The sequence below is a fragment of the Nocardiopsis halophila DSM 44494 genome, assembly GCF_000341245.1.
Taxonomy (GTDB): domain Bacteria; phylum Actinomycetota; class Actinomycetes; order Streptosporangiales; family Streptosporangiaceae; genus Nocardiopsis_A; species Nocardiopsis_A halophila.
Map to the genome: position 1 here is coordinate 1 of NZ_ANAD01000007.1, position 26,309 is coordinate 26,309.

The following is a 26,309-nucleotide window of genomic DNA, read 5'->3' on the forward strand; positions in this document are numbered from 1 at the left end:
AACCAGCCGACCCGTCGCCGCTGCTCACCGCCAGCACCGCGAGCGGCCCGCCGCCCGGCCGGGGCCCGTGTGCGGGGAACCAGCCGGGCCGTCGCCGCCGTCTCTCCCGGACCACTGGTGACCCGGCGGCCGACCAGCGGCACCAGGGGGTCCGCCCGCCCCTCGTCGTCGCCGCCCTCCCCCTGGCACCCCGCCGACCCGCCGCCCGGCCAGCAGGCGCGAGCGGGGCACCAGCCAGGCCGTCGCCGCTGTCCCGGAACCCCGGTGCCGGCCCCTCAGAGGTGTCCGCCCCACGCGTGCCATACCGGGGTCAGGGCGGCGTCCGCCTTGAACGGGCGTTCTCCCGTCCAGCGCCAGACGGCTCCCGGGCCCGCAAGGTCGAGGAGGTCGGGGCCGTCCGGCCCCTCACCCGCCTCCGGGTCGCGGCCGAAAAGGCCCACCTGGCCCACGACCCTGCTCCCGCCGAGGATCCCGGGCAGGCCCCGCACCCGCGGATCGCGCAGGTCCAGGTCCTCGACGAAGAGCGGCCGCCCCTGCGCCCGCACCCGCGTGGACGCCAGTACCTTCCCGCCCTGCTCCCCCGTCCTCCCCAGCACCAGGGACTCGCGCCACAGCAGCTCCGCCCCCTCGGCAAGGTCGGCGTCGACCTCGCGCACCACGTCCGCGCCGTCGGCCACCACGAAGGCCGGTTCGGTCCAGCTCATCCGCGCGCCTTCGGCCAGGCGCACCGACGCCCGCCAGGCCGCCCGCCCTCCGCGCGCGTTATAGGCCACCGACCCGTTGGGGTCCACGAGCTCCAGCTCGGCGCCGGGCCCCACGTCGACCTGGAGCCGGACGTCGTCCCCCGCGCACAGCGCCGCCCGCACCGCGGCCAGGGCCACGCGCAGCGCGCCGCCGGGGCGGCGCATGATGCCCGGCCGGAGGAACGTCCCGGTCTCCAGGGCCACCGGGACCGTCCGGTCGCCCACCCGGCGCACGGCGATCACCGCCGGCTCGGACGGGTCGAGCCCCGGCTCGGCGGCGCTCCTCGTCCTGGTGGGGTCCGCCCCGCCCACTGCGAGGGCAGCGGACCGTTGGCCTACGGCGTCCATCAGTGCCCGTGCCCGTGCCCGTGGCCGTGGCCCTCGCCCCCGGGCCCGTGGGCGTGCGGGGCCATCGGGCCCGGGTCCTGCGGGGTGTGCGCGCCGCTGCGGTGGGCGCCGATGACCTCGCGCACCCAGTCGCACAGCGCCTTCACCGACGGCTCGTCGGTGCGGGACAGCGCGAGCACCGGCCGCCCGTCACGCGCCTTCTCGGCGTCGGCGACCATCCGCTCCACGTCGACGCCGACGTAGGGGGCCAGGTCGGACTTGTTGACGATGAGCAGGTCGGCGCGTCCGATGCCGGGACCGCCCTTGCGGGCCACGTCGCCGCCGCCGGCCACGTCCAGGCAGAAGATCTGCGCGTCGATCAGGGCCGGGCTGAAGGTCGCCGTCAGGTTGTCGCCGCCGCTCTCCACCAGCACCAGGTCGAGCGGCGCGAACTCCTCCTCCATGTCCTCCACCGCGTCGAGGTTGGCGGTGACGTCGTCCCGGATGGCGGTGTGCGGGCAGGCGCCGGTCTCCACGGCCCGGATCCGCTCCTCGGCCAGCACCCCGGCGCTGCGCAGGAAGCGGGCGTCCTCGTCGGTGTAGATGTCGTTGGTGACCACGGCCATCGCCAGCTCGCCGGAGAGCTCCCGGCACAGGGTGGCGATGAGCGAGCTCTTACCGGTGCCGACCGGACCGGCCACCCCCAGGCGCAGGGTACGGCGGACGGATGGTCCGGCGGTCACCACTGTGTTCTCAGGCAACGAACAGCCTCCTCGTCTCACGTGCGTGCGCCTCGGCCCAGCGGTCGATGAGCGGGGCGGAGTGCGCGGGAATGCCATGGGGGGCGTCCGTCTCGGCGGCGGCGCGGACCGACCCCTCGATGTCGGCCGACAGGCCGAGGAGCCGGCGGACCGCGGTGAGCGGGTCGCCGGGGCGGAGTTTGAGGGCGGCCGCGGTCACCGTCTGGGCGTCCTCGTACAGGACGGCGCGGGCGGTCTGCTCGGCGGTCATGCCGAAGACCGCGCCGAGCGCCCCGAGGACGACCGGGCGCAGCGGCCGCAGTCCGGGGGTGGCGGCCTGCGCAGTGGGCAGGGCGCACACGGCGGGGTGGGCGGCGTCGACCCGCCGGGCGAGTCGGGCCAGGCCGCGGCCGAGGGAGGCCGACGCCTCGCGCAGCGCCCGGCCGGGGGTGCGCGCGGCGAGGGCCTCCTGGACGGGGCCGTAGTCGGGGTCGGGGCGGCCGGCGGCGCGGAGCGCGACGACCGCGGCGGCCGCCTCGGTGCGGGCGACCGTGGCCAGGCGGGCACGCATGTAGTCGGCGATGCGGTCCTCGGGCATGCCCGCCTCCAGGGCGGCCTCCAGGGTGGCCGAGTGCGCGTGGCCGCCGGTGGGCAGGCGGGCGTCGGCGAGCAGAAGGGCTCCCAGCGCGCCGGTGTCGGTTCCGCTCACGGTGTTCTCTCCCGTCCCTGTCCTGTCCCCCGCCACGCGCGCCGTGCAGCGGCGTCCGGATACCGCACTGCGCTCGACGGGCGGTGGGCGGCCGAAGGGTTTCCCCTGGGACCCCGGGACCGCGGCCCCCACGCTCCGCCACCCGAACCTCCGAGAGCCTCGGTCACTGGGCTTTCCGAATGTCGTGTGCGGTCCGCCCTGTGCCACAGGGCACGCCGGCTCAGAACATGCTGTAGCGCTGGGCCAACGGGACCTCCGACACCGGGCGGTCGGCGCCCTTCGGGTCGACCTCGTAGCCGTCGATCGTCACCCGGAACGTCTCCGGGTCGACGCTGATGTCCGGCAGCGCGCTGTTGTTGGGCATGTGCTCCTTGCCCACCCCGCGGGTGTCGCGGAGCGCCGAGAGCCGGCGGCGCAGCCCCAGGCGCTCGGCCACCCCCTCCTCCAGGGCCGCCGGGGCCACGAAGGTCACCGCGAGGTGCGCGGCGTCGCCCGCCGCCAGCCCCGGCCGCAGCAGCATCGGCTCGGCGGTGGGGATGGAGGCGTTGACGTCCCCCTGCGGGGCGTAAACCACGCCGCCGCCCTTGACGACCGCCGCCGGGCGGATGCCGAAGAACGCCGGCCCCCACAGCACCAGGTCGGCGAGCTTGCCCGGCTCGACCGAGCCCACCTCGTGGTCGATGCCCGCGGCCACCGCCGGGCAGATCGTGTACTTGGCGACATAGCGCCGCGCCCGCTCGTTGTCGGCCGGCAGCGGCGAGTCGGTGCCCCACCGGTCCTTCATCGCGTGCGCCACCTGCCAGGTGCGGGTCACGACCTCCCCCGCGCGCCCCATCGCCAGGGCGTCCGAGGAGGTCATGGAGATGGCCCCCATGTCGTGCAGCAGGTCCTCGGCGGCCATGGTGGTGTCGCGGATGCGCGAGTCCGCGAACTGCACGTCCGCCTCGACGTCGGGGTTGAGGTGGTGGCAGACCATGAGCATGTCGTGGTGCTCGGCCACCGTGTTGACGGTGAAGGGCAGCGTCGGGTTGGTCGAGGACGGCAGCACGTTGCGCTCGCCCGCCACCACGATGATGTCCGGGGCGTGCCCGCCGCCCGCGCCCTCGGAGTGGAAGATGTGGATGCCGCGCCCGCGGACCGCCTCCAGCGTCTGCTGCACGTACCCCGCCTCGTTGAGGCTGTCGGCGTGCAGGGAGACCTGGACGCCGAAGGCCTCGGCGGCGCCCAGCGCGGCGTCGATCGCCCCCGGGGTGGCGCCCCAGTCCTCGTGGATCTTCAGCCCGCCGGCCCCGGCGCGGACCTGCTCGGCCATGGCGTCCCGGCCCACGGTGTTGCCCTTGCCCAGGAGCAGCAGGTTCATCGGCAGGGCGTCCAGGGCGCGGTGGGTGGTGGCCAGGTTCCACGGCCCCGCGGTCACGGTGGTGGCCTTGCTGCCCTCGGAGGGCCCGCTGCCGCCGCCGATGGAGGTGGTGATGCCCAGCGACAGCGCCTCCCAGAGCTGGTCGGCGTTGAGGAAGTGCACGTGGGAGTCGATGCCGCCGGCGGTGAGGATGCGCCCCTCCCCCGCCAGCACCTCGGTTCCGGGGCCGATGACCAGGTCGGGGTGGACGCCGTCCTGCACGTCGGGGTTGCCGGCCTTGCCGACCGCGGCGATGCGCCCGTCGCGCACGCCCACGTCGGCGCGGACCACGCCCCAGTGGTCGAGGACGACCACGTTGGTGACGACCAGGTCGAGCGCGCCCTCGGCGTGGGTGAGGGTGGACTGCAGCATGGACTCGCGGATCGACTTGCCGCCGCCGAAGACGGCCTCGTCTCCGCCGACGCAGCGGTCCTCCTCGACCTGGACCCACAGGTTCGTGTCGCCCAGGCGGACCCGGTCGCCGGTGGTGGGGCCGTACAGCGCGGCGTACTCCTCGCGGGGGATGCGGCTCATCGCACGCCACCCCCCACGGCTGCCGCGGCGGGGCGGATGCCGGGGACGGCGCGCCGCCCGGCCAGTTCCACCGCGGTCACCGACTTCTCGTCGCCGGGCTGGAAGCGCAGCGAAGTGCCGGCCGGGATGTCCAGGCGGTACCCCTCGACCAGGGAGCGGTCGGCGGGCGCGCCGTCGGCGTCGCAGAAGGCCAGCGCCGGGTTCACGTCGGCCAGGTGGATGTGCGAGCCGATCTGGACCGGGCGGTCGCCGTCGTTGCGGACCACGACGGTGCGGGTGGCGCGCCCGGCGTTCAGCTCGACCTCGCCCGGCGCGACGGACAGGGCCCCGGGGGCGGACTCGGCGCCCGACGCCGTCCGCGCCTCCGCCGAGGGGCGGATGGGGTGGCTCAGGGTGACGAGCTTGCGCCCGTCCGGGAAGGTGGCCTCGACCTGCACGTAGTCCACCAGCTCGGGTACGCCGTCCATGACCTGCTCGGCGCTGAGGACGCCCGTGCACTCGGCCATCAGGCCCTCGACGCTCGCCCCCTCGCGGGCGCGCTCGACGGCCCAGCAGGACAGCAGGGCGACCGCCTCGGGGTGGTTGAGGCGCACGCCGCGGTCCAAGCGGTCCCGGGCGACCATCCCCGCCACACTGAGCAGTAGTTTCTCCCGATCGGACGGGGTAAGGAACATCTTTCCTCCACAGCGCACGACGAACACGCCTTCAGGCAATGGTGTCCGAAGACGAAGAAACGACGTTTCCCACGCATTTCGAGTGCGTTAATGATGGCCAGTGAAGTCGAGCGGCTCAGCAGGGGGCATGCGAGACGGGCATGTCCAGATCACCATGCGAGTCATCGGATCATTGGCTTAATGAAGATAGCATGACTGCTCTCCGCCGCTCCCCCACCCCCGCATCCCCTTCGACCTCGCCGGGAATTCACCCGTCAGCAGGGTAAATGCGCGCCGCGACAACGCGAATACCCCGCGCCGAACGCGCGGGGTATTCGCGGAATCACGCTGTGGGTCGGGGTCAGTCCAGGCCGAGCAGCGGCTCCAGCCCCACCGTCAACTGCTCGGGCAGGTCCGCGACGCGGCGCACGCCCAGCAGGACGCCCGGCATGAACGAGGAGCGGTTCATCGAGTCGTGGCGGATCTTGAGCGTCTCGCCGTGGGTACCGAAGACCACCTCCTGGTGGGCGATGAGCCCGGTGATCCGCAGCGCGTGCACCCGCACCCCGTCCACGTCGGCGCCGCGCGCCCCCTCGGCCTCGGAGGTGGTGGCGTCGGGCATCGGCGCGCACCCGGCGTCCGCGCGCGCCCGGGCGACCATCCGGGCGGTGCGGTCGGCGGTCCCGCTGGGGGCGTCGGCCTTGTTCGGGTGGTGCAGCTCGACGATCTCGGCGGACTCGAAGTACGGCGCGGCCTTGGCGGCGAAGTTCATCATCAGCACCGCCGCGATGCCGAAGTTCGGGGCGATGAGGATGTTGACGCCGGGGTGGCGGGCCAGCAGGTCGCCCACCTCGGCCAGCCGCGCGTCGTCGAAGCCGCTGGTGCCCACGACGGCGTGGATCCCGGCCTCGGCCAGCCACCGCAGGTTGTCCATGACCGCGTCGGGGTGGGTGAAGTCGACGACGACGTCGGCCCCCCGCACCTTCTCCCGCTCCTCGGGCGCGTCGACGGCCGCGACGAGCTCGGTGTCCTCGGCCGACTCGACCGCCTTGACGACTTCCGTTCCCATGCGCCCGCGGGCGCCGAACACTCCTACCTTGATCACGGGGTTCACCGTACCGGAGCCGCCGGGCCGGCCAGCGCGCCTCCGCCGCGCCCGCACACCCCCTTGAGACGATCGGGGCCGTGCGAAAGGAGGCGCCCATGTCGCGCAGGAAGGCGGAGCGGGAGGGCCGGAGCCGGCGCCGTCCGGGACCGCCCGGCGATTCCCGTCCCACCGAACCGCACCACGAGAGCCTGGGGTCGCGGCTGAACTGGCTCCGTGCCGGGGTGCTGGGCGCCAACGACGGCATCGTGTCCACCGCCGGGCTGGTGGTCGGCGTGGCCGGCGCGACCGCCTCGGCCACCGCCGTCCTGGTCGCCGGGGTGGCGGGGATGTTCTCCGGGGCCCTGTCCATGGCGCTGGGCGAGTACGTGTCGGTGAGCACCCAGCGCGACACCGAGCGGGCCGCCCTGGCCCGCGAGCGCCGCGAGCTGGAGGAGGACCCCGGGGCCGAGCTGGAGGAGCTGGCCGGGTTGTACCGCGACCGCGGCCTCGACGCCGACCTGGCCCGCCGGGTGGCCGAGCAGCTGACCGCCCGGGACGCGCTGCGCGCGCACGCCGAGGTGGAGCTGAGGCTGGACTCCGACGAGCTGACCGACCCCTGGCAGGCGGCGCTGGCCAGCTTCCTGTCGTTCCTGGTGGGGGCGCTGGTCCCGCTGCTGCTGATCACGCTGTCGCCGGCGGACTGGCGGGTGGGCACCACGGTGGCGGCGGTGACCGCGGCCGTGGCGCTGCTGGGCGCGGTCAGCGCCCGCCTGGGCGGGGCGGCGCCGCTGCGGGCGGCGCTGCGCTGCGTCGTGGGAGGGCTGCTGGCGATGGCGGTGACCTTCGCCATCGGCACGGCGGTCGGCGGCGCCGCCGGGGCCTGACCCGACGGCGCCGCCTCCGGGCCCGCGGTTCAGGCCCGTGCCAGCAGGAGGGCGAAGTCCCCGGCAGGGTCGGTCCACCAGTGTTCGAGGGCGAACCCGGCCGCCGCCAGCTCCGCCTTGAGCCCCTCCTTGCGGAACTTGGCGGAGATCTCGGTGCGCATCTCCTCCCCTTCCGCGAAGGAGACCTCCATGTCCAGCGCCTCCACCCGCACGCGGTGGGCGGTGCGGGAGCGCAGGCGCATCTCGATCCACTCGTTCTCGGGGTCCCACACCGCCACGTGCTCGAACAGCCCGGGGTCGAAGTCGGCGCCCAGCTCCCGGTCGATCACCCGTAGCACGTTGCGGTTGAACTCGGCCGTCACGCCCCGCGCGTCGTCGTAGGCGGCGACCAGCCGGCCCGGGTCCTTGACCAGGTCCGCCCCCAGGAGCAGGCTCTCGCCCTCCTCCATGGTGCCGCGCAGGTCGCTCAGGAAGCCCGCGCGGTGCCCGGGCGTCTGGTTGCCGATGGTCGACCCGAGCATCGCCACCATGCGCCGCCCCCCGCCGGGCAGCAGCGGCAGGTGGCGCTCGAAGTCGGCGACCACCGCGTGCACCCGCAGGCCCGGGTGGTCCGCGGCGATGCGGCCGGCCGCCTCCTCCAGGAAGTCGCCGCTGACGTCGACGGGCACGAACCCGGCGGGGCCGCCCCGCTCGGTCAGGGCCCCCAGCAGCAGCCGGGTCTTCTCCCCCGACCCCGCGCCGAGCTCGACCAGGGTGTCGGCCCCGGAGGCGCGGACGGCCTCCCCGGCCCGCTCGCGCAGGATCGCGCTCTCGGCCCGGGTCGGGTAGTACTCGGGAAGCCGGGTGATCTCCTCGAACAGCCCGCTGCCGCGCTCGTCGTAGAACCACTTGGGCGGCAGGGCCTTGGGCGCCTCGGCCAGCCCTTCGGCCACGTCCCGGCGGAGCGCCTTGGACAGGTCGTCGTCGGTCAGGTGGCGGTCGGTGCGGACCATTGCGCGTCCCCCTCCTCGCGTCGCCCGCGGGCCGCCGGTGCGGCGAGGGCGGTGGTTCGGATCCCTTCGGAGTCGGCGATGACCAGGGAACACTCCGGAACCCTGTGCCATTCCCGGGTGTCGTCCAGCGGTTCGGAGGCGATGACGGCGCCGCCGGCCCGCGCCCGCACGTACAGGGTGTCGCCCAGGGCCGTCGCCGCGATGGCGTGCCCGTCACTGGCCAGCAGGTTGTACCGGCCCGGCGACACCTCCAGCGCCGCCAGCGCCGTGGCCGCCAGCGCCTCCCCCAGCCCCGCGCCCTGCCGGCGCAGCCGCACGGTGTGCGCGAACAGGGGCGCCGAGTCCACGGGCGTGCGGGCGTCCAGGGCCCCGGCCGGGGCGGGCGCCCCGAGCGCGGCCGCCAGCGCCTCGTCGTCCTCGGCCGCGCCGTTGTGGCTGAACAGCAGGCCGTCGGCGCGGAAGGGCTGGGCGCAGGACTCGTCCGAGCCGAACCCCGGGGTGGCGTCGCGCACGGCCGCCACCAGGCACCCGGCGGTGATCGCCCGCGCGGCGTCCGCGAAGGAGGAGTCGGCCCAGATCGGCATCGCCCGGCGGTAGCGCAGCGGCTCCCCGCCGTCCGGCGGGTACCAGCCCACGCCGAACCCGTCGGCGTTGACCGTGCCGTGCCGCTGCTCGCGCGGGGCGTAGGACTGGCGGTGCAGCGCGTGCTCCGGCCGGTAGAGCAGCCGGTGCAGGGTGGAGGGCGGCCCCAGGTAGGCCATGTGGCGGCACATCAGGCGCCCACCCCGCCCTCGTCCGGTGCGGCGTCGCGCGCCAGCCGGAACCCGCTGAAGATCTGCCGGCGGACCGGGTGGTCCCAGTTGCGGAAGGTGCCCCGGGTCGCGGTGGGGTCGGTCGCCCACGAGCCGCCGCGCAGCACCCGGTAGCCGTCGTCGAAGAACACCTCGGAGTACTCCCGGTAGGGGAAGGCGGTGAAGCCGGGGTAGCCGTGGAAGACGGTCGAGGTCCACTCCCACACGTCGCCGATGAGCTGGCGCACCCCGAGCGGGGACGCCCCCTCGGGGAAGGCCCCGGCTGCCGAGGGCCGCAGTCGGCGCTGCCCCAGGTTGGCGTGGCGCTCGTCGGGGTCCTCCTCGCCCCAGGGGAAGCGGCGCGAGCGCCCGGTGGCGGGGTCCCAGCGCGCGGCCTTCTCCCATTCGGCCTCGGTGGGCAGCCGTGCGCCCGCCCAGCGCGCGTGCGCCTGGGCCTCGTGGAAGCTCACGTGCTGCACCGGCTCCTCGGCAGGGACGGGCTCGATGCGGCCGAACCGGCGCCGCATCCACCGGCCTCCGTCGCGGAACCAGAACGCCGGGGCGGCCGCGCCCCGCTCCCGGCGCCAGTTCCAGCCCTCCCCGGTCCACCAGCGGGGGTCGTCGTACCCCCCGGCGTCGATGAAGGCCATGTGCTCGGCGTTGGACACCGGCCGCGCGCCGATCCGGTAGGCGGGCAGGTGCACGGTGTGCGCGGGGCGCTCGTTGTCGTAGGCCCACGGGTCGGCGGTGGTGCCCATGGTGAACGGCCCCGCGGGGACCAGCACCTCCTCGGGGCCGGGCGGCACCGCGTCGGGCGCGTCCGGGGCGCCGTCCGGCAGCACCGGGTCGCCCGTGCGCAGCTGGTGGGTGGCGAGCATGGTCTCGTCGTGCTGGTGCTCGTGCTGGATCACCATGTTGTAGACGAACCCGCCGGCGCCCAGGCCGGCGCCCTCCTCCAGCGGCACCCGCTCCAGGGAGTCGAGCACCCCGCGGCGGACGCGGGCGTTGTAGGCGCGCGCCTCCTCGGGGCGCAGCAGCGGCAGCTCCACCCGGTCGGCGCGGGCGTTCTCGAAGGCGTCGTAGAGCACGTCGATGTCGGGGCGCAGCGCCTCGCGCCCCGCGGCGGCGCGCAGCAGCCACTGCTCCTCGTAGTTGCCGACGTGGGCGTAGTCCCACACCAGCGGCGACATCAGGGGCGAGTGCTGGGACAGCAGCTCCTCGTCCTCCAGGGCGTGCACGGTCAGCCCCTCGCTGCGCCGCCGCACCGCCTCCAGCTCGGCGGCGATGCGCTCGCGCACCCGGTCCTGCTCGGCCTCGGTGGTCATCGGTCCCCTCCGGGGGTCGCGTCGTCGGCGGGGCAGCGGCCCCGTTCGGTGTAGCGGTCGCGGTAGGCGTCGACCGCCTCGGCGAGCCGGGCCGCCCCCATCCGGGGCAGGGCCGCGGCGGCGGCCTCCAGGCAGCGCCGGGCGGCCCGGCCCAGGGCGGGGTCGGCCACGGCGTCCCGGGCGGCCGCCAGCCAGGTGCGGCGGGCGGGTTCGGCGCCGTCCCCGTGCAGCTCGTCCAGGGCCTGGTCGGCGGCGTCAGCGGCGCGGGCGTCGTCCACCAGGGCGGAGGCGACGGCGGCGGGCACCGGCCACCAGGGCGCGGGCAGGGCGTCGATCATGCGCAGTTCCAGCCACCCGCGCGGGCGTACCGGAGGGAACAGGGTGCTCAGGTGGTAGGCGAGGTCGTCGTGGTCGGGCGGGCGGGGGCGGCAGCGGCGCATCCACTCGGCGAAGGCCATGCCCGCGCCGCCGTGCCAGTGCCCGCCGGGGGTGCGGATGGTCATCAGGCGGGCGCTGAGGGCGTACTCGGCCCAGGCGGCCGCGGGGTCGTCGCCGCCGACGGGGCGGGTGCGGCCGGCGTCGATCCCGGCCCACACCGCCCAGCGGGCCGAGCGCCACCCGGTGGGCCGCCCGCGCCACAGCGGGGAGTTGGCGAAGGCGGCGGTGAGCACCGGGCCCAGGCGGTGCACCCGGCGCCAGCGGCGGGCCGCGTCGGCGGTGTCGGCGCCGATGTCCAGGCACACCTGCAGGGAGGCGGTGCTGCACATCATGGTCCGCCCGCTGGGCCCGTGGCGGTCGAAGAAGCGCTCCATGGCGGTGTAGCGGGGGAGGGTGAGCTGGCGCCGCGGCGGGCGGCGGGGGTCCAGGCCGACGCCCTGCAGGCACAGGCCTGCGTCGGTGAGCGGCTTCTCTACGTGGGCGAGGTCGGCGGCGGCGGCGCTGTGCGCGGCGGCGGGGCCGGGGAGGGGCGGCGAGCTCAGCTCCAGCTGCCCTCCGGGTTCGAAGGTGACGGCGCTTCCGGACGGCGGCGGCCCGGCCTCGTCAAGGAGCGCGGCCACACGGTCGAGGGGGACGGGGCGGTCGGGGGCGTCGGGGTCGGTGACCAGCCATTCGGCCTCGACCCCGACCAGGCCCGGGGGGCCGTTCTTGAAGCAGATCCCGCGGATGTACTCGTGGACGTCGCTCTCGGTGAGTCGGGTCATCGCTCACTCCAATCGAACACGCACCGACCTCACATGCCCGGCGATCCCGCGCATCGAACCTCTTCGATCTTCAAATGTGGGAAACCTCGGGGTAAATGGGACCCCCGGGGCCGATACGGCCGCCGTGGCCGCGCTCGGCCGACGGGACGGGAGTCGACGGCGGTGCCGGGCCCCGGCTGCGGCACGCGCGCCCCGCGCTCAGGAAAGGGGCTGCTCGTAGGACTCGGTGACCAGGGTCAGGCCGGACCTCCACAGGAACGCCTGCTTGACCGGGTGGCCGCCGCCCGTGGTGACGATCATCCGCACGGCCCCCGCCTCCTTCAGGCGCTCGCGGGCCCGGGCGATGAGGGCGCCGCCCACCCGCCACCAGTCGAAGCCCTCCCCCACCGCGAGGTCGTCGACGTAGCCCACCGGGCCCACGCCCCCGTGCACCGGCGCGGGGTCGCCCACCGCCGCCGCCAGGAACCCCTGCACGACCTCCTCGTCCGTGGCCACCAGCACCACCGCGCGGGGGTCGGACACCAGCGCCCCGAGCCGGGCGCGGCGCGTCTCGACGGGCTCTGTACCGGGCACGCGCCCGCCCAGGGCGACCATCGCGGCGACGTCGGTGGGCAGCGCGTCCCGCACACCGGGAAGGGTTTCGGCCGTCATGTTCCCCCGATCCGCGCGTTCCTCTCTCCACATGTCCCTTCCCGAGATCGCCTGATCTCACCGCCTTCCCCCGCAATGCACGCGTGTCGGGCGGGTGCGCCCGGCCCCGCCCGTGGTAGGACGGCCGGGAGCGCGGAGCCGGATGGGGGCCTGGTGACGATGACCGATGCCGAGAAGGCGGAGCAGCACCCGCAGGAGGGCACCGAGCAGGCCCTGCGCGCCCTGCTCGACGGGCGGTGGGGCCGGGTCCGGGACGCCGTCCGGACGCACGTGCGGGGCGAGCGGTTCGCCCCCGTCGCCGGGCTGTCGGTGGAGGAGCACCGCGCCCGGGTCGCCGACCAGCTGGCGGCGCTCGCCCGCACCGAGGTCCCCGGCTACGGCTTCCCCGCCGAGGTCGGGGGCGCCGACGACCTGGGGGCCTCGTGCACGGCCTTCGAGATGCTCGTGGCCGACATGTCGCTGATGGTCAAGGTCGGCGTGCAGTGGGGGCTGTTCGGCGGCGCGATCCACGCGCTGGGCTCCGACGGCCAGCGCGCCGAGCACCTGCCCGGGGTGATCGGCCTGGAGGTGCCCGGCTGCTTCGCGATGACCGAGACCGGGCACGGGTCCGACGTGCAGCGGCTGCGCACCACCGCCGACTACGACCCCGGCTCGGGCATGTTCACGGTGCACACCCCCGACGAGGCGGCCCGCAAGGACTACATCGGCAACGCCGCCCGGGACGGGCGCGCGGCGGTGGTCTTCGCCCGGCTGCGCACGCGCGGCGAGGACCACGGGGTGCACGCCCTGCTGGTGCCGATCCGGGACGCCGACGGGCGGCCGCTGCCCGGGGTGGCGATCGGGGACTGCGGCCCCAAGGCCGGGCTGAACGGCGTCGACAACGGCCGCCTCACCTTCGACCGGGTGCGGGTGCCGCGCTCGGCGCTGCTGAGCCGGTACGGCGCGGTCGCCGAGGACGGCACCTACTCCAGCCCCATCGCCGACCCCTCGCGCCGGTTCTTCACCATGCTCGGGACGCTGGTGCGGGGCCGGGTCAGCGTGGCCGGCGGGGCGGGCACCGCCGCCAAGGCGGCGCTGGCGATCGCGGTGCGCTACGGGGAGGCGCGGCGCCAGTTCACCCGGCCGGGATCGGCCTCGGAGGAGGTGCCGCTGCTGGACTACCGCGCCTACCAGCGCCGGCTGCTGCCCGCCCTGGCCCGCACCTACGCCCTGCACTTCGCCCAGCAGGAGCTGGTGGCGTCGCTGCACGACGCGCAGACCGGCGAGCGCCCGCTGGACGAGCACGGCCGGCGCGAGCTGGAGTCGCGCGCCGCCGGGCTGAAGGCGGTGGCCACCTGGCACGCCCTGGACACGGTGCAGGACTGCCGGGAGGCCTGCGGCGGCGCGGGCTACCTGGCCGCCAACCGCCTGCCGCAGCTGCGCGCGGACGTGGACGTGTTCACCACCTTCGAGGGCGACAACACGGTGCTGCTGCAGCTGCTGGCCAAGGCGCTGCTGACCGACTACCGGGACGCCTTCGGCGACCTGGACACCGCGGGCATGGTGCGCTTCGCCGCCGGCCAGGTGCTGGAGGGGGTGATCGAGCGCACCGCCGCCCGGTCGCTGATCGAGCGCCTGGTCAGCGCGGCGCCGGGCCGCGGGGACGCCGACGAGCTGCGGGACCGCGGCTGGCAGCTGCGGCTGCTGGAGGACCGCGAGGAGCACACGGTGGCGGGGCTGGCGCGGCGGCTGCGCCGGGCCGGCGGGGGCGACGGGCGCTCGGCCTTCGCCGCCTTCAACCAGGCCCAGGACCACCTGCTGCGGGCCGCGCGGGTGCACGTGGACCGGGTGGTGCTGGAGGCGTTCGTCGCCGGGATCGACCGCTGCTCCGACGCCGGGGCCCGGCGGCTGCTGGAGAAGGTGTGCGACCTGTACGTGCTCTCGGTGGTCGAGGAGGACCGCGCCTGGTTCCTGGAGCACGAGCGCCTGTCGGGGACCCGGGCCAAGGCGGTGGTCAAGGCCGTGGACGAGCTCTGCGCCGACCTGCGCCCGCACGCGCGCACCCTGGTGGACGCCTTCGGCCTGCCCGACGAGTGGCTGGCCGCCCCCATCGCCCTGGGCGCGGAGGCCGAGCGCCAGGCGGCCCAGATGAACGCCGAGTCGGACCGCTGACCCCCGGCCGCGCCCCGGCCTCAGGGCGCCAGGGTGCGCCGCACCTCGGCGGAGATCTCCAGGTCCTCCCTGGCGGTGAGGACCAGGGTGCGCACGGTCGCCCCCGGGGCGGTGACGTCGGTGTCGGTGTGCGCCTCCTCGTTGGCGGCGGCGTCCAGGGCCACGCCGAGGAACGCCAGCCCCTCGGCGGCCCCGGAGCGGACCGCGGGCTGGTGCTCGCCCACGCCCCCGGTGAAGACCAGCGTGTCCAGCCCGTTCAGGGAGGCCGCCATCGCCCCGATCTTGGCGCGCAGCCGGTGCAGGTAGACCCCCAGCCCCAGACGCGCCGCCGGGTCGCCGGCCCCGACCCGGTCCATCACGCGCCGCATGTCGGAGTCCCCGGTCAGCCCCGCCAGCCCGCCGCCGCGGTCCAGCCCGCCGGCCACCTCGTCGGGGGCCATCCCCCCGTACTGCAGCAGCCACAGCACCAGCCCCGGGTCCACGTCGCCGCTGCGCGTGGCCATGACCAGGCCCTCGGTCGGGGTGAACCCCATAGTGGTGTCCAGGCAGCGCCCGTCGCGCACCGCCGACAGCGACGCCCCCGCCCCCAGGTGGGCCACCACCAGCCGTCCCGGCGCGCGGCCCAGCAGCTCGGCGCTGCGCCGGGTCGCGTAGGAGTGCGAGAGCCCGTGGAAGCCGTACCTGCGCAGCCCGTGGCCCTCCCGCCACCCCTTGGGGATGGCGTAGGTGGAGGCCTCGGGCGGCAGCGTCGCGTGGAAGGCCGTGTCGAAGCAGGCCACATGCGGGGTGTCGGGCAGGACCTTGCGGGCGGCCTCGATGCCCGCCAGCGCCTTGGGCACGTGCAGCGGCGCCAGCACCGCCACCGACCGGATGCGCTCCACCACCCGGTCGTCCAGCACCACGGGGTCGCGGAACTCCTCGCCGCCGTGCACCACCCGGTGGCCGACCGCGTCCACCCGCGGCAGCTCCGCCAGCGCGGCCTCCAGCTGCTCGGCGGTGACCGCGCCCTCGCGCAGCTCCAGGGTGCTGCTGCCCAGCTGCTCGTCGCCCGGCCCCAGGACCGCCAGCTTCACGCTGCTCGACCCGGTGTTGACGATCAGGACCTGCATACGGACCGCCCTCCCGCGCGTGCCGCGCCCCTCACGCCCGCCACGTCCAGTCGCGGATCTCGGGCGCGTCGTCGCCGTGCTCGCGAGTGTAGGCGCGGCAGCGCAGCCGCGCATCGTCCATCTGCTGCTTGAGGTGGGCCGCGCGCACGGCCAGCCCCGGGACGTGGTCGATGACGTCCATGACCAGGTGGTAGCGGTCCAGGTGGTTGAGCATGACCATGTCGAAGGGGGTGGTGGTCGTGCCCTCCTCGATGTAGCCGCGCACGTGCAGGTTGTCGTGGCCCCGGCGCCGGTAGGTCAGGCGGTGGATGAGCCACGGGTAGCCGTGGAAGGCGAAGATGATCGGCTTGTCGGTGGTGAACAGCGCGTCGAACTCGCGGTCGGTGATGCCGTGCGGGTGCTCCTCGGCGGGCTGCAGCCGCATCAGGTCCACCACGTTGACCAGCCGTACCTTCAGCTCCGGCAGGTGGGTGCGGAGCAGGTCGGCGGCGGCCAGCGCCTCCATGGTGGGCACGTCCCCGGCGCAGGCCAGCACCACGTCGGGCTCCTCGCCGTCGTCGGAGCTGGCCCACCCCCAGATGCCCAGGCCGCGGATGCAGTGCGCCTGCGCCTGGTCCATGTCCAGGTAGCTGAGTCCGGGCTGCTTGCCGGCGATCATGACGTTGACCGTGTCGCGCAGGCGCAGGCAGTGGTCGGCGGTGGCGAGCAGGGTGTTGGTGTCCGGCGGCAGGTAGACCCGGATGATCTCGGGCTTCTTGTTGACGACGTGGTCGATGAAGCCGGGGTCCTGGTGGCTGAAGCCGTTGTGGTCCTGGCGCCACACGTGCGAGCTGAGCAGGTAGTTCAGCGAGGCGATGGGGCGCCGCCAGGGGATGGTGCGGGTGGTCTTGAGCCACTTGGCGTGCTGGTTGAACATCGAGTCGACGATGTGGATGAAGGCCTCGTAGCTGTTGAACAGCCCGTGCCGCCCGGTGAGCAGGTAGCCCTCCAGCCAGCCCTGGCACAGGTGCTCGCTGAGCACCTCCATGACCCGCCCGTCGGGGGCCATGTCCTCGTCGGTGGGCAGCAGCCCCTCGTTCCAGGTCCGGTCGGTGGCCTCGAAGACCGCGGCGAGCCGGTTGGAGGCGGTCTCGTCGGGGCCGAAGATGCGGAAGTCGTCGGGGTTGAGGCGGATGACGTCGCGCAGCAGCGTGCCCAGGACCCGGGTGGCCTCGTGCTTGACCGCGCCCGGCTCGGGCACCTCGACGGCGTAGTCCCGGAAGTCGGGCAGGGTCAGGTCCTTGAGCAGCAGGCCGCCGTTGGCGCGCGGGTTGGCGCTGATGCGCAGCGGCCCCTCGGGGACGAGGCGGACGGCCTCCCCCACCGGCGCCCCGTCGGAGTCGAACAGCTCCTCGGGCCGGTAGGAGCGCATCCACTCCTCCAGCATCCTGAGGTGCTCGGGGTTCTCCCGCATCCGGGCCAGCGGGACCTGGTGGGAGCGCCACGTGCCCTCCACCGGCAGGCCGTCGACCTCGGACGGGCCCGTCCACCCCTTGGGGGTGCGCAGCACGATCATCGGCCATTTGAGGTCGCCCCGGTCGCCGCCCGAGCGCGCCCGCTCCTGCAGGCCGGTGATCTCGTCCAGGACCGTGTCGAGCACCCCGGCCATCTCCCGGTGCATCACGTCCGGGTCGTCCCCGGCGACGAAGAAGGGCCGGTGGCCGTACCCCTCCAGGAGGGAGGCCAGCTCGCTCTCGGGCATGCGCGCCAGCACCGTCGGCCCGGCGATCTTGTAGCCGTTCAGGTGCAGGACGGGCAGGACCGCCCCGTCGGTCACGGGGTTGACGAACTTGTTCGACAGCCAGCTGTTGGCAAGCGGCCCGGTCTCGGCCTCGCCGTCGCCGACCACCGCGGCGGCGACCAGGCCGGGGGTGTCGAAGACCGCCCCGTAGGCGTGCGAGAGGACGTAGCCCAGTTCGCCGCCCTCGTGGATGGACCCGGGGGTCTCCGGTGCGTAGTGCGAGGGCACCCCGCCGGGGAAGGAGAACTGGCGGAAGAGCTTCCGCATGCCCTCGGCGTCCTGGGTGACCTCCGGGTAGACCTCGGAGTAGGTGCCGTCGAGCCAGGCCGTCGCCACCCCTGAGGGGCCGCCGTGGCCGGGGCCCATCAGCCACATCATGTCGGTCCCGCGCTTGTTCACCTGGCGCTGCAGGTGCGCGTAGACGAAGTTCAGCCCCGGGGTGGTGCCCCAGTGGCCCAGCAGGCGGGGCTTGATGTGCTCGGGGCGCAGGGGCTCCCGCAGCAGGGGGTTGTCGAGGAGGTAGATCTGGCCGACGGACAGGTAGTTGGCGGCCCGCCAGTACATGTCGACCTGCCGGACCTCGTCCTGCGTGAGGGAGTCCCGTACCCGGGGTTCTGTGGTGGTCATCGCATCCCCTCGTCGATCGCGCGCGGCGTCGGACCGCTGGGTGCCACTACCCAGCCGTCATTCCGACTATGGATGCCCAGGGGTCATCGGAACCCCATCCGGACGCCTCGTTTCGCCCATGGCGCGGCGGACGTCGTAGGCAGGACGGCGGCGCGGGTAGGTTGGCGCGCAATGACTACCACTCCAGACGACGGAGGGGCCGCGGCCCCCCGCGACGACGACCGTGCGGACGGCGGGCGGCCCGGTCCGGACTTCGCGCCCGCGGCCGCCGTCGCCGAGGCCGAGCCGCACCCGGACGCCTCCGAAGAGGCCGCGCAGGCCCCCGAGGCGGACGCCGCCGAGGTGCAAGAAGAAGAGGAGGCGCGGACCGAGCCCCGCAGCCGATTCGCGAGCGTGCTGACCCCCGAGGCGTTCGGCATCGCCTCACTGCTGTCCCTGCTGGCGTCGTTCGCGGGCACCCGCGTCGTGGAGGTCGTGGCGAGCGTGACGGCCACGTCCCAGGAGGGCGCGCTCAAGGCGCTGGCCCTGGGCGACGCGGTGCCCGCACTGCTGGCGGCCGTCCTCGCCGTCGGGGCGCTCTCGGCGTCGTCCTCGGAGACCCGTTCCTGGACGCGCTGGCTGTGCGGGGGCGTGCTCATCGTCGCGGTGCTGGCCGTCCTGGCCGCTGCGGGGGCGTACCTGCTGGTGCCTCCGCCGGCCCCGATGCCGCCGATGATCCCCGGCAACTGACCCGGGAGGCTCAGCGGGTCCGCTCCGCCAGTTCGCGGTCGAGGATGCGCGCCCACTGGCCGACGATGCGCCGGCGGCGCGCCGTGTCGTCGGTGAGCAGGGCGGCCAGGCCCAGGCCGCGCCCCATGTCCAGGGTCGCCTGCACGGTCTCGCGCACCCCGGGGGCGGACTCGTCGGCGCCCAGCACCTCCACCGCCGCCCGGTGCGCCTCCCGTCCGACGTGCTCCTCCAGCGGGATGACCGCCGCGCGCAGCGCCGGATCGCTGGCGGCCGACGCCCACAGCTGCAGCGCGGCCGAGAACACCGGCCCGCAGTAGGCGTCGACCAGCATCTCCACCACGGCCTCGGTGCGCCCGGGGCCGCTCGGCAGCCGTTCGGCGCTCTCGCGCAGGTCGGCCATGCGGGTGTCGCTCATGTGCCGCAGCGCGGCGGTGAACAGGTCCTCGCGGGTGCGGAAGTGGTGCTGGGCGGCGCCGCGGGACACCCCGGCCCGCTCGGCGACCGCGCCCACCGTCGTCCCGGCCACGCCCCGGTCCGCCAGGCACGCCACGGCGGCCTCCAGCAGGCGGCGCCGGGTGGCCCTGCTGCGCTCCTGGCGCGGTTCGCGCTCCCCGCCCCGCTCCGCCCCGCGCACGGTCCCCATATGCTCCGTCCCCCCTGGTCGCGTCGCCGCCAACCTAACGGCAGTGCGGCGCTCCGCGGAACACGCGCGGCGGCGGACCCGCGGCTCCGGGTCAGTACGACTTCGGCAGGCCGAGGGAGTGCTGGGCGACGTAGTTGAGCACCATCTCCCGGCTGACCGGCGCGATCCGGCCCAGCCGGGAGGCGGTGACGGCGGCCCCCAGCCCGTACTCGGTGGCCAGCCCGTTGCCGCCGAGGGTCTGCACCGCCTGGTCCACGGCCCGGGCCGAGGCCTCCCCGGCCGCGTACTTGGCCATGTTGGCGGCCTCGCCCGCGCCCGCGTCGTCCCCGGCGTCGTAGAGGGCGGCGGCCTTCTGCGTCATCAGGCGGGCCAGTTCGACCTCCACCTTGACCTGGGCCAGGGGGTGGGACAGGCCCTGGTGGGCGCCGATGGGGCGGCCCCACACCTCGCGCTGGGAGGCGTAGCCCACCGCGCGCTCCAGGGCGTGCAGGGCCGAGCCGGTGGCCAGCGAGGCGGCCATGATCCGCTCGGGGTTGAGCCCGGCGAACAGCTGCATCAGCCCGCTTCCGGGGTCGCCGACCAGGGCGTCGGCGGGGAGCCGGACCCCGTCCATGAACAGGGCGAACTGGTGGTCGGGGCTGACCAGGTCCATCTCGATGCGGCGCGCCTCGAACCCGGGGGCGTCGGTGGGGACCATGAACAGGGCCGGGGCGAGCCGCCCGGTCGCGGTGTCCTCCATGCGGCCGACGACGAAGACCGCGTCGGCGACGTCCACACCGGAGATGAAGGTCTTGCGCCCGGAGAGCACCCACCCGTCGCCGTCGGGGCGCGCGGTGGTGGTGATGTTGTGCGCGTTGGAGCCGGCGTCGGGCTCGGTGATGGCGAAGGCGAGGACGCTCTCGCCGGAGGCGATGCCCGGCAGCCAGCGCCGGCGCTGCTCGGGGGTGCCGAAGCGGGCCAGGACGGTCCCGCAGATGGCGGGCGAGACCACCATCATCAGGGTGGGGCAGCCGGCCGCGGAGAACTCCTCGAGCACGGCGGCCAGGTCGCCGATGCCGCCGCCTCCGCCGCCGAACTCCTCGGGGAGGTTGGCCCCGAGGTAGCCGAGCTTGCCCGCCTCGGCCCACAGCTCGGTCAGGTAGGCGCCCTCGCGGGCCTTGGCGCGGTAGTAGTCGCCGCCGTAGGAGGAGGCGAAGGAGCGGACGGCCTCGCGCAGGGCGAGGCGCTCGTCGGATTCGGTGAATCGCATGCTGGGCCCTTCACTGGGTCGAGGGGGCGAGGGGTCGCCGGGGTTCGCGCGGCCGGGGGCGGAGGTGTTCCCGGGTTCGTTCCCACCCCGCGGTTTCCGGCCCACCGGGGGCTGCGCGGGGTCTCCCGGGAGGAGGCGCGGAGCGCGGTCCCCCGCCTGCCGGGGCGGGCACGGAGCCGCCCGAGCGCGCCGGGGCGGCCCCGGTTCCGGCCGCCTCCGCCGACCGGGACCGTGCGCGTCGCTGGACCACCGCCGCACACCCGGTGCGCGGCAATGGTCCGAAGCCCGAAACCACAGGGCAGGGCCGGTCCGGAAGCCGTGCGGGCCCGCCGACGCCCGACCCCCTGTCCACGCCGGCCTGCACGAACGGAGTCGCCGCCGCACGAGGGGGGAACGGGGAGGGGACGCCCACCGGCCCCGGGGCCTCCCGTAAGCAGAGGCGGTACACCGCTCCCGAGGGCACCGCGGCCGGCGCGCGCTCCCCCGGACGGCGGTGGCCCCTTCGACGACGGAGACGGCGTCAGGACCGCCCTCCGAGCCGGAGCACTCATGCCCGTTCCTGAGGGTCCGGAGGGCCGTCGGGCTCGACGACGGCCAGGACCGTCCCGGTGTCGGTGCGGGCGCCCTCCGCCGCCACCTCGGACACCGTCCCGGAGACCGGGGCACTGATCTCGTGCTCCATCTTCATCGCCTCCAGCCACAGCAGCGGCCGCCCCTCCTCCACCCGCTCTCCTGCACAGGCGGCGACCCGCGTCACCGTGCCCGGCATGGGCGCCAGCAGGGTGCCCGGGGTGTGCGCCGCCTCCCGCTCGGGGAAGCGGTCCAACGGCTCCAGCGCCACCGGCCCCAGCACGGAGTCCACGTACACGGCCCCGGCGCCGCGGGCGACCTCGAACGCCCGCAGGACGCCGTCGACCAGCAGTTCCACCCGGTCGGGCGCGGCACCGCGCAGCACCACCCGGCCCGTGTCCCCGGCCGGCACCGGCACCGGTCCGCCGCGTCCGGAGGCGTAGGCCGCCTCGACCTCCTCGCCGGAGGGCCCCCGGTAGCGGCGGGTGTGCGGCGCCGAGGGCAGGTTGCGCCACCCGGCCGGCAGGCCGCCCAGCACCGGCGCCCGCTCCCGGTTGCGCTCGGCCTCCGCCAGGGCCGCGGCCAGCGCCGACAGCCGCACCGCGCGCGCGTCGGCCAGCGGAAGGGCCAGTTCGGGAGGGCGGCCCTGCGCTGTGCGCCCGCCGGTGCCGTGGTCGTCGAGCCCCTGCTCGGCCAGGAAGCGGATGTGCATGTCCCCGGCGGTGAACACCGGGTGGCGCAGCACCCGCACCAGCAGGTCCCGGTTGGCGCCCACCCCGTGCAGGCGCGCCCCGGCCAGCGCCGCGGACAGGCGGCGCAGCGCGTCGTCCCGGTTCCGCCCCCAGGCGATGACCTTGGCCAGCATCGGGTCGAACTCCACCCCGACCCGGGTGCCCTCCTCCACCCCGGAGTCCACCCGCACGCCGAAGCCGTCGGGCACCGTGAAGCGCGCCCGCGCCGCCGGGACGTCGAAGCGGGCCACGGTGCCGCTGTGCGGCCGCCAGCCGGCCGCCGGGTCCTCGGCGTACAGCCGCGCCTGGACGGCGTGCCCGCGCGGGGCGGGCGGCCCCTCCGGCGGCAGCGCCTCCCCCTCGGCGATGCGCAGCTGCCACTCCACCAGGTCCAGCCCGGTGACGCACTCGGTGACGGGGTGCTCCACCTGGAGCCGGGTGTTCATCTCCAGGAAGGCGGGGGTGCCGTCGGCGCCGACGAGGAACTCGGCCGTCCCGGCGCCGGTGTAGCCGATGGGGGCNCGCCTCGTGCAGCCGCTCGCGCAGGGCGGGGTCCAGGCCGGGCGCGGGCGCCTCCTCGACCACCTTCTGGTGGCGCCGCTGCACCGAGCAGTCGCGGTCGCCCACCGCCCACACCGTGCCGTGCGCGTCGGCCAGGACCTGCACCTCCACGTGGCGCCCGTGTTCGACGTAGGGCTCGCAGAACACGGCCGGGTCGCCGAAGGCGGCGGCCGCCTCGGCCCGGGCGGACTCGGCCGCCGCCTCCAGGCCGGCCAGGTCCCGCACGATCCGCATGCCCCGGCCGCCCCCGCCCGCGGAGGCCTTCACCAGCACCGGCAGGTCGCCGGCGGTGACCCGTCCGGGGTCCAGGGCGGCGGAGACCGGCACCCCGGCGCGCTCGGCCAGCGCCTTGGCGGCGGTCTTGGACCCCATCGCCTCGATCGCCTCGGCCGGCGGGCCGATCCAGGTCAGGCCGGCCTTGACGACGGCGCGGGCGAAGGCGGCGCTCTCGGACAGGAAGCCGTAGCCGGGGTGCACCGCGTCCGCGCCGGCCCGCTCGGCCGCCTCCACCAGGGCCTCGGGGCGCAGGTAGGCGGCGGCGCCCCCGCCCTCCAGCGGCACCGCGGCGTCGGCCTCGCGCACGTGCGGCGCGCCGGCGTCGGCGGCCGCGTACACCGCGACCGTGCCCAGGCCCATGTCCCGGCAGGTGCGCATGGCCCTGCGGGCGATCTCGCCGCGGTTGGCGACCAGTACGGTGCCGATCATCTGCGGGCTCCTCCCATCGTCGCCTCCGCCGCGCTCGCGGCGCTCACATCCGGAAGACGCCGAAGCCGTCGGCGCCGCGGACGGGGGCGTTGTGCACGGCCGACAGGCACAGGCCCAGGACGGTGCGGGTGTCGCGGGGGTCGATCACCCCGTCGTCGTAGACCCGGCCGGACAGGAACAGCGGCAGCGACTCGGCCTCGATCTGCCGCTCGACCGCCTCGCGCATGGCCGCGTCGTCGGCGTCGGAGTAGGCGCGGCCCTTGGCGGCGGCGGAGGCGCGGGCGACGATCGACAGCACCCCGGCCAGCTGCTTGGGGCCCATCACCGCCGACTTGGCGCTGGGCCAGGAGAACAGGAAGCGGGGGTCGTAGGCCCTGCCGCACATGCCGTAGTGGCCGGCGCCGTAGGAGGCGCCCATGAGCACCGACAGGTGCGGCACGGTGCTGTTGGAGACCGCGTTGATCATCATGGCGCCGTGCTTGATGATGCCGCCCTGCTCGTATTCGCGGCCGACCATGTACCCGGTGGTGTTGTGCAGGAACAGCAGGGGCGTGTCGGCCCGGTCGGCCAGCTGGATGAACTGGGCGGCCTTCTGCGACTCCTCGCTGAACAGGACCCCCTGGGCGTTGGCGAGCACCCCGACCGGGTGGCCGTGCAGGCGGCCCCAGCCGGTGACGAGGCTGGCGCCGTAGGCGGGCTTGAACTCGTCGAACTCCGAGGCGTCGAGGATGCGGGCCAGCACCTCGCGCGGGTCGAAGGGGGTGCGCAGGTCGTCGGGGACGATCCCGGCGAGCTCCTCGGGGTCGTGCAGCGGGTCGGCGGCGGGCGCGGGCGCGGGGCCGGCCTTGCGGTGGTTGAGGCGGGCGACGATGCGGCGGCCGATGCGCAGCGCGTCGTGCTCGTCGTCGGCCAGGTGGTCGGCGAGCCCGGACACCCGGGCGTGCATCTCGGCGCCGCCCAGGGACTCGTCGTCGCTCTTCTCACCGGTGGCCATCTCGACCAGCGGCGGACCGCCGAGGAAGACCTTGGAGCGCTCGCGCACCATGACCACGTGGTCGCTCATCCCGGGCACGTAGGCGCCTCCGGCCGTGGAGTTGCCGAAGACCAGGGCGATGGTGGGGATCCCGGCGGCCGAGAGCCGGGTGAGGTCGCGGAAGAGCCGCCCGCCGGGGATGAAGATCTCGCTCTGGCTCGGCAGGTCGGCCCCGCCGGACTCCACCAGGTTGACCAGCGGCATCCGGTTCTGCTCGGCGATCTCCATCGCCCGCATGGTCTTGCGGCCGGTCCAGGGGTTGCTGGCGCCGCCGCGCACGGTGGGGTCGTTGGCCACCACCACGCACTCCACGCCCTCGACGACGCCGATGCCGGTGACCACGCTGGCGCCCACCGGGTAGTCGCTGCCCCAGGCGGCCAGCGGGGACAGCTCCAGGAACGGCGCGTCCGCGTCGAGCAGCAGCTCGATGCGCTCGCGCACCAGGAGCTTGCCGCGGGAGCGGTGCCGCTCGGCGTACTTGGGGCCGCCCCCGGCCAGGGCCTTGGCGTGTTCGGCGGCGATCTCGTCGAGCTTGGAGAGCATGGCCGCGCGGGCGGCCGTGTAGGAGGGGGCGGCGGGGTCGAGGCGGGAGCGCAGGGCGGTCACGGCAGCAGGGCCTCCGGGATGTCGAGGTGGCGCCCGCGCAGCCACTCGCCGAGCGCCTTGGCCTGCGGGTCGGAGCGGGCGCCGCTGCCCGCGCCGCCGCCGAGCAGGCCCTCGACGACGAAGTTCAGGGCGCGCAGGCCGGGCAGCACGTGGCGGGTGACGGTCAGCGGCGCGGTCTCGGGCAGCAGCCGGGCGAACTCCTCGGCGGTGAGGGTGTGCACGAGCCAGGGCCAGGCCCGGTCGGTGCGGGCCCAGACGCCGACGTTGGCGTCGGCGCCCTTGTCGCCGCTGCGGGCCCCGGCGACCAGGCCGAGCGGGGCGCGGCGCACCGGGCCCGCCTCGGGCGGGGGCGGCGGTTCGGGCTCGGCGACGGGGACGAGCCCGGAGGTCCGGGGCGGCGGCGGCACGGGCCGACGGGTCCCGTCGGGCAGGACGGCGGTGTGCGCGGCCTCGGCGGCGGGGACGGTGGCGGCGGTGAAGGCGACCCCGTCGGGCCGGGCGTCGCCGGGCGGGGCGGTGGCGTGGAAGCCGGGGACGCCCGCCAGCGCCAGTTCCACGGCGGTCTTGGCGAAGCGGCGGCCGACCTTGGCGCGGTCGGGGTCGGCGGCGGTGATCCGCAGCGGGACCGAGGCGCCGTCCTGGTCGGGGGCGTCGGGGTCGGCGGGCCGGCCGAGCCGGAACTCCAGCCTGCGGGGCTCGCGCCCGCGCAGGGCCGCGCGCAGCTGCCGCTCGGTGAGCTCGGCCTTGGCGGCGACGTCCAGGCCGGTGAGCACCAGGGTGAGGTCGTTGCGGAACCCGTCCACGTGGTTCATGCCGACCTTGAGGCCCGGCGGGGGCGCCTCTCCGCGCACCCCGTGCACGCGCACCCGGTCGGGGCCGTCCGCGGTGAGGCGGACGGTGTCGAGGCGGGCGGTGGCGTCGGGGTTGGGGTAGCGGGCGCCGGCGACCTCGTAGAGGAGCTGGGCGGTGACCGTTCCGGTGGTGACGGCGCCGCCGGTCCCGGGGTGCTTGGTGATGACCGAGGACCCGTCGGCGTGCACCTCGGCGACGGGGAAGCCGGGGCGGGTCAGGTCGTGCCCCTCGGCCTCCAGTTCGGCGAAGAAGGGGTAGTTGCCGCCGGTGGCCTGGGCGCCGCACTCGATGATGTGCCCGGCGACGACGGCCCCGGCCAGGGCGTCGTGGTCGGTCGGCGCCCACCCGAAGCGCGCGGCGGCGGGGCCGACGGCCAGGGAGGCGTCGGTGACCCGGCCGGTGACCACGACGTCGGCGCCGGCGCGCAGGCATTCGGCGATGCCGAAGGCCCCGAGGTAGGCGTTGGCGGTGAGCGGGGAGCCGAGGCCGAGCTCGGCGGCGCGGGGCAGCAGGTCGTCGCCGTCGACGTGGGCGATGCGCACGTCCAGGCCGAGCCTGCGGGCGAGCTCGCGCAGCCGGTCGGCGAGCCCGGCGGGGTTGAGGCCCCCGGCGTTGGCGACCACCGCCACCCCGCGGTCGGCGGCGGTGCCCAGGCACTCCTCCATCTGCCGCAGGAAGGTCCGGGCGTAGCCGAGGGAGGGGTCTCCCAGCCGGTCCCGCCCGAGGATGAGCATGGTGAGCTCGGCGAGGTAGTCCCCGGTGAGCACGTCGAGCGGCCCGCCGTCGAGCATCTCCCGGACCGCGGAGAAGCGGTCCCCGTAGAACCCGGAGGCGTTCCCGATCCGGATCGGTGTGGCGCCGGTCTCACCCATGCCGACGAGCGTGCCACGCACCCGCCCGAAAAACAAGCACGCGTGCTTGTTTTT

The 26,309-nt window shown here is 75.5% G+C and carries 20 protein-coding genes and 1 pseudogene; 3 read left to right on the plus strand and 18 right to left on the minus strand.

Features of this window, described 5'->3' with window-relative positions; genetic code table 11:
- Window positions 1–275: 275 nt before the first annotated feature.
- From D450_RS0100770 to dapB, 6 genes are all read right to left on the minus strand, one after another.
- Entirely contained in the window at window positions 276–1,055 is a 780-nt protein-coding gene (locus D450_RS0100770) for an urease accessory protein UreD (RefSeq protein WP_017536774.1), read from the minus strand.
- A gap of 35 nt (window positions 1,056–1,090) precedes the next feature.
- Window positions 1,091–1,816 carry an urease accessory protein UreG gene (gene ureG / locus D450_RS0100775; RefSeq protein ID WP_017536775.1) on the minus strand — a complete coding sequence of 242 codons (726 nt, stop codon included), beginning with the start codon at window positions 1,814–1,816 and terminating at the stop codon, window positions 1,091–1,093.
- A 7-nt stretch (window positions 1,817–1,823) separates the two neighbouring features.
- Window positions 1,824–2,519: an urease accessory protein UreF gene (locus D450_RS0100780; RefSeq protein WP_017536776.1), complete on the minus strand. Its 696-nt coding sequence runs from the start codon at window positions 2,517–2,519 to the stop codon at window positions 1,824–1,826.
- A 220-nt stretch (window positions 2,520–2,739) separates the two neighbouring features.
- Window positions 2,740–4,452, minus strand: a complete 1,713-nt coding sequence (locus tag D450_RS0100785; protein ID WP_017536777.1) for an urease subunit alpha — start codon at window positions 4,450–4,452, stop codon at window positions 2,740–2,742.
- On the minus strand, window positions 4,449–5,126 hold the full coding sequence (locus D450_RS29105; protein WP_083932519.1) for an urease subunit gamma: 678 nt from the start codon (window positions 5,124–5,126) through the stop codon (window positions 4,449–4,451). Before D450_RS29105 ends, D450_RS0100785 begins: the two co-directional genes overlap by 4 nt.
- Before the next feature lie 340 nt (window positions 5,127–5,466).
- Window positions 5,467–6,219, minus strand: a complete 753-nt coding sequence (gene dapB, locus D450_RS0100795) for a 4-hydroxy-tetrahydrodipicolinate reductase (RefSeq protein WP_017536779.1) — start codon at window positions 6,217–6,219, stop codon at window positions 5,467–5,469.
- Window positions 6,220–6,308: 89 nt separating this feature from the next.
- Here dapB and D450_RS0100800 point away from each other — a divergent pair, with 89 nt between their 5' ends.
- Entirely contained in the window at window positions 6,309–7,076 is a 768-nt protein-coding gene (locus tag D450_RS0100800; protein ID WP_017536780.1) for a VIT1/CCC1 transporter family protein, read from the plus strand.
- A 29-nt stretch (window positions 7,077–7,105) separates the two neighbouring features.
- Here D450_RS0100800 and egtD read toward each other — a convergent pair whose 3' ends face one another.
- From egtD to D450_RS0100825, 5 genes are all read right to left on the minus strand, one after another.
- Entirely contained in the window at window positions 7,106–8,068 is a 963-nt protein-coding gene (egtD, locus tag D450_RS0100805) for an L-histidine N(alpha)-methyltransferase (protein WP_017536781.1), read from the minus strand.
- Window positions 8,044–8,841: an ergothioneine biosynthesis protein EgtC gene (gene egtC / locus D450_RS0100810; RefSeq protein ID WP_017536782.1), complete on the minus strand. Its 798-nt coding sequence runs from the start codon at window positions 8,839–8,841 to the stop codon at window positions 8,044–8,046. The genes egtD and egtC overlap by 25 nt, the downstream gene beginning before the upstream one ends.
- Window positions 8,841–10,184 carry an ergothioneine biosynthesis protein EgtB gene (gene egtB, locus D450_RS0100815; protein WP_017536783.1) on the minus strand — a complete coding sequence of 448 codons (1,344 nt, stop codon included), beginning with the start codon at window positions 10,182–10,184 and terminating at the stop codon, window positions 8,841–8,843. The genes egtC and egtB overlap by 1 nt, the downstream gene beginning before the upstream one ends.
- On the minus strand, window positions 10,181–11,386 hold the full coding sequence (gene egtA / locus D450_RS0100820) for an ergothioneine biosynthesis glutamate--cysteine ligase EgtA (RefSeq protein ID WP_017536784.1): 1,206 nt from the start codon (window positions 11,384–11,386) through the stop codon (window positions 10,181–10,183). Before egtA ends, egtB begins: the two co-directional genes overlap by 4 nt.
- A 198-nt stretch (window positions 11,387–11,584) precedes the next feature.
- On the minus strand, window positions 11,585–12,037 hold the full coding sequence (locus D450_RS0100825; RefSeq protein ID WP_017536785.1) for a GNAT family N-acetyltransferase: 453 nt from the start codon (window positions 12,035–12,037) through the stop codon (window positions 11,585–11,587).
- A 159-nt stretch (window positions 12,038–12,196) separates the two neighbouring features.
- Between D450_RS0100825 and D450_RS0100830 the strand changes: the two genes are divergently transcribed.
- Complete coding sequence (locus D450_RS0100830) at window positions 12,197–14,188, plus strand: acyl-CoA dehydrogenase family protein (RefSeq protein ID WP_039819999.1); 1,992 nt, start codon at window positions 12,197–12,199, stop codon at window positions 14,186–14,188.
- A gap of 20 nt (window positions 14,189–14,208) precedes the next feature.
- On the opposite strand, the gene D450_RS0100835 is transcribed toward D450_RS0100830, so the two are convergent.
- Together D450_RS0100835 and D450_RS0100840 are read right to left on the minus strand one after the other, a co-directional pair.
- Entirely contained in the window at window positions 14,209–15,297 is a 1,089-nt protein-coding gene (locus D450_RS0100835) for an acetate/propionate family kinase (protein WP_017536787.1), read from the minus strand.
- Between the two features lie 31 nt (window positions 15,298–15,328).
- Window positions 15,329–17,704, minus strand: coding sequence for a phosphoketolase family protein (locus D450_RS0100840; protein WP_017536788.1), 2,376 nt, complete (start codon window positions 17,702–17,704; stop codon window positions 15,329–15,331).
- Window positions 17,705–17,875: 171 nt separating this feature from the next.
- Between D450_RS0100840 and D450_RS0100845 the strand changes: the two genes are divergently transcribed.
- Complete coding sequence (locus D450_RS0100845) at window positions 17,876–18,433, plus strand: hypothetical protein (RefSeq protein ID WP_017536789.1); 558 nt, start codon at window positions 17,876–17,878, stop codon at window positions 18,431–18,433.
- Window positions 18,434–18,443: 10 nt separating this feature from the next.
- On the opposite strand, the gene D450_RS0100850 is transcribed toward D450_RS0100845, so the two are convergent.
- The 5 genes and pseudogenes from D450_RS0100850 to D450_RS0100870 all read right to left on the minus strand — a co-directional run bounded on the left by D450_RS0100850 (window position 18,444) and on the right by D450_RS0100870 (window position 26,255).
- Window positions 18,444–19,076, minus strand: coding sequence for a TetR/AcrR family transcriptional regulator (locus D450_RS0100850; RefSeq protein WP_017536790.1), 633 nt, complete (start codon window positions 19,074–19,076; stop codon window positions 18,444–18,446).
- Window positions 19,077–19,167: 91 nt separating this feature from the next.
- Window positions 19,168–20,325 carry an acyl-CoA dehydrogenase family protein gene (locus D450_RS0100855; protein WP_017536791.1) on the minus strand — a complete coding sequence of 386 codons (1,158 nt, stop codon included), beginning with the start codon at window positions 20,323–20,325 and terminating at the stop codon, window positions 19,168–19,170.
- A 547-nt stretch (window positions 20,326–20,872) separates the two neighbouring features.
- Window positions 20,873–22,892, minus strand: a pseudogene (locus D450_RS29110) (ATP-binding protein).
- 43 nt (window positions 22,893–22,935) lie between these two features.
- Window positions 22,936–24,531, minus strand: a complete 1,596-nt coding sequence (locus D450_RS0100865; RefSeq protein ID WP_017536794.1) for an acyl-CoA carboxylase subunit beta — start codon at window positions 24,529–24,531, stop codon at window positions 22,936–22,938.
- Window positions 24,528–26,255 (minus strand): acyclic terpene utilization AtuA family protein, encoded by a 1,728-nt coding sequence (locus D450_RS0100870; RefSeq protein WP_026128307.1) that lies wholly within the window; start codon window positions 26,253–26,255, stop codon window positions 24,528–24,530. Before D450_RS0100870 ends, D450_RS0100865 begins: the two co-directional genes overlap by 4 nt.
- Window positions 26,256–26,309: the final 54 nt, after the last annotated feature.